The 1,169-nt window shown below is 64.7% G+C and carries 2 protein-coding genes; both read right to left on the bottom strand.

The annotated features are described in order from the left end of the window. Positions 1–24 precede the first annotated feature (24 nt). Positions 25–204 (bottom strand): hypothetical protein, encoded by a 180-nt coding sequence (locus FNJ47_RS46150; RefSeq protein ID WP_163163437.1) that lies wholly within the window; start codon positions 202–204, stop codon positions 25–27. A gap of 11 nt (positions 205–215) precedes the next feature. Further along, the coding region (locus FNJ47_RS46145; protein WP_163163435.1) for a c-type cytochrome at positions 216–1,169 on the bottom strand (954 nt) is incomplete at its 5' end.

The raw sequence follows: 1,169 nt of genomic DNA, 5'->3' as shown, positions 1-1,169 counted from the left end.
GGCTATGGTCCGTCTCGGTCGCCATCAGGGAGCGCTCCGCGGCAGGAAGACCAGCAGATAGAATGCAAACCACAATCCGACCACGATAGCCGTCGCTATGCCCGCGATCGCGACCGCGCCGCCCGGACCGGCGCGCACGATGGTCTCGACGGCCTCGTCTTCCGAGACGGATGTGCTCGGTTGCGGCGAAGATGAGTTGATCATGATCGCGCCCCCTAGTTCAGCGTCGCCGCACGCAGCTCGTTGGCCTGCCGCGCCGACACCGGCTCGCCGCGGTTGCCCCAAGCCGTTCGAATGTAGGTCACGACAGCGGCGACCTCGTCGTCCGACAGCTTCTGCGCGAACGGCGGCATGCCGTGGGGCATCGGATTGCCTGAGGTGCCCGGCGGATACCCGCCATTGAGCACCATCCGGATCGCATTGACCGCAGAGACCATCTGGATCGACTGATTACCGGCGAGCGGCGGGTAGTCCGGCGGCATCCCCAGTCCGGTCGCGCCGTGGCAACTCGCGCATTCGCGGTCATAGAGCTGCTTGCCGAACGAGTGCAGCAGGCTGCTCTCGGCCGTCGGCAACGGCGCCGAGGCCTTTTCCGGCGATGTTCCCTGTGCAAGGCCCTTCAGATAGATCGCCATCGCGCGCACGTCGTCGTCATTGAGATATTGCAGGCTGTTGTAGACGACTTCGGCCATCGGACCGTAGACCGCTCCCTTCGCGGAGACGCCCTTGCGCAGATAGTCGACGATCTCCTCGAGCGACCAATCGCCGAGCCCGGCCTCCTTGTTGGAGGTCAGCGACGGTGCGTACCAGTTCTGCATCGGGATCAGGCCGCCTTCGAAGGCCTGCGACTGCGAGCTGCCGCCGAGCGCGTTGATCGCGGTATGGCACATGCCGCAATGGCCGAGGCCCTCGACCAGATAGGCGCCCCTGTTCCACTCCGCGGACTTGGTCGGATCCGGTTTGAACTCGCCTTCGTTGAAGAACAGCGTGCGCCATCCGAGGATCAGCGAGCGGTTGTTGAACGGGAACGTCAGGTCATGCGGCTTGTTGAGCTGCTTGACCGGAGTGACCGTGCGCAAATAGGCGTAGATCGCGTCGCTGTCCTCGCGCGTCACCTTCGAGTAGGAGGCGAACGGCATCGCCGGATAGACCAGGCCGCCATCGGGGAA

The sequence above is a fragment of the Bradyrhizobium uaiense genome (genome assembly GCF_010811875.1).
GTDB classification, from domain to species: Bacteria; Pseudomonadota; Alphaproteobacteria; order Rhizobiales; family Xanthobacteraceae; genus Bradyrhizobium; species Bradyrhizobium uaiense.
This window is presented reverse-complemented; position numbering and strand designations above follow the sequence as displayed.